Source organism: Catenulispora sp. EB89, from assembly GCF_041261445.1.
Lineage (GTDB): Bacteria > Actinomycetota > Actinomycetes > Streptomycetales > Catenulisporaceae > Catenulispora.
Map to the genome: position 1 here is coordinate 1 of NZ_JBGCCU010000068.1, position 1181 is coordinate 1181.

Genomic DNA, 1181 nt, shown 5'->3' on the forward strand with positions numbered 1-1181 from the left:
CGGCTAGAGAGTTCTCGGCTCGGGAGTTTCGCTGGGGTGCGCCACGCTGACATGCAGTAGCCGGCGCGCTATGTCGTCGTTGTGAGGTATGCGCAAGGTGGCGGGCTCGATGCCGCGGCCAGGGCCCGGCGCGAGCAGGTGCGGATGGCCGCAGCGGAGTTCATCGTCGCAGGTGAGACCGATGAGCAGGTGGCGCGGCGGTTCCGGGTGACGAAGATGTCGGTCAACCGGTGGCGCCACGCGTTGCAGACCGGTGGTCCCGGCGCGCTGGTGTCCAAGGGCGCGGCCGGGACCAAGCCGTTGCTGACCGTCGATCAGCAGCAGGAGCTGATGGCACTGATCGAGGCTGGCCCGGCAGCGCACGGCTACCTCGACCAGCGCTGGACCCTTTCCAGGATCGCCGAGTTGATCCGGGTTCGGTTCGGTGTCCGGTTCCACTCCTCCGGGGCGTTACACGAGATGCTCACCCGGATCGGGGCCAGCTGGCAGGTACCGACCCGGCGTGCAGTCGAACGTAACGAGCAGGCCATCGCCGCCTGGCGTGAGGAGACGTGGCCGAGCATAAAAGCACGGCCGTAGCCCTGGGGGCGTACATCTGCTTCGAGGACGAGGCTGGCCAAGGGCTCAAACCGCCGCGCGGCCGCACCTGGGGCCGACGTGGCGTAACACCGGTGGTGAAGGTCTCTAACGCCGGGACCAAGCGGGTCAACCTCGCTGCCCTGATCGCCTTCCGTCCGGCGGCGCGGCCGCATGTCCGGCTGATCCACCGCAGCCTGGTCTACCACGGCTGGAAGAACGAGAAGAAGGGCTTCGACGAGCACGACTTCATCCGCCTGCTCGACGGCGCCCACCAACAGCTCCGGGCCCCGATCGTGCTGGTGTGGGACAACCTGAACCGGCACAAGTCGGCGACCATACGTGCGCTGATCAGCACCCGAGCCTGGCTGACCGTGTTCTACCTACCGACCACCGCCCCCGAACTCAACCCGGTCGAGGGCGTGTGGGCGGTGATGAAATCCGGGCTGGTCAACCTCATCAAACGCGAGATCGACCAGCTCCACCAGATCGTCAAACAACGGCTACGACGCATGCAGTACCGACCCGGACTCCTGGCCGGACTCCTCGCCAAGACTGGACTTGATCCACTACCCCCGTAACACCCGCAGCGAGAACTCTCTAGC

2 protein-coding genes are annotated in these 1181 nt (G+C 66.5%); both read left to right on the forward strand.

What is annotated here, in order from left to right:
- Positions 1–81 precede the first annotated feature (81 nt).
- The gene (locus tag ABH920_RS50035) at positions 82–579 is read left to right on the forward strand and encodes a winged helix-turn-helix domain-containing protein (RefSeq protein WP_370356992.1); all 498 of its coding nucleotides are present in this window, start codon (positions 82–84) and stop codon (positions 577–579) included.
- Complete coding sequence (locus ABH920_RS50040; RefSeq protein WP_370356994.1) at positions 552–1157, forward strand: transposase; 606 nt, start codon at positions 552–554, stop codon at positions 1155–1157. Before ABH920_RS50035 ends, ABH920_RS50040 begins: the two co-directional genes overlap by 28 nt.
- The last annotated feature ends 24 nt before the right edge of the window (positions 1158–1181 follow it).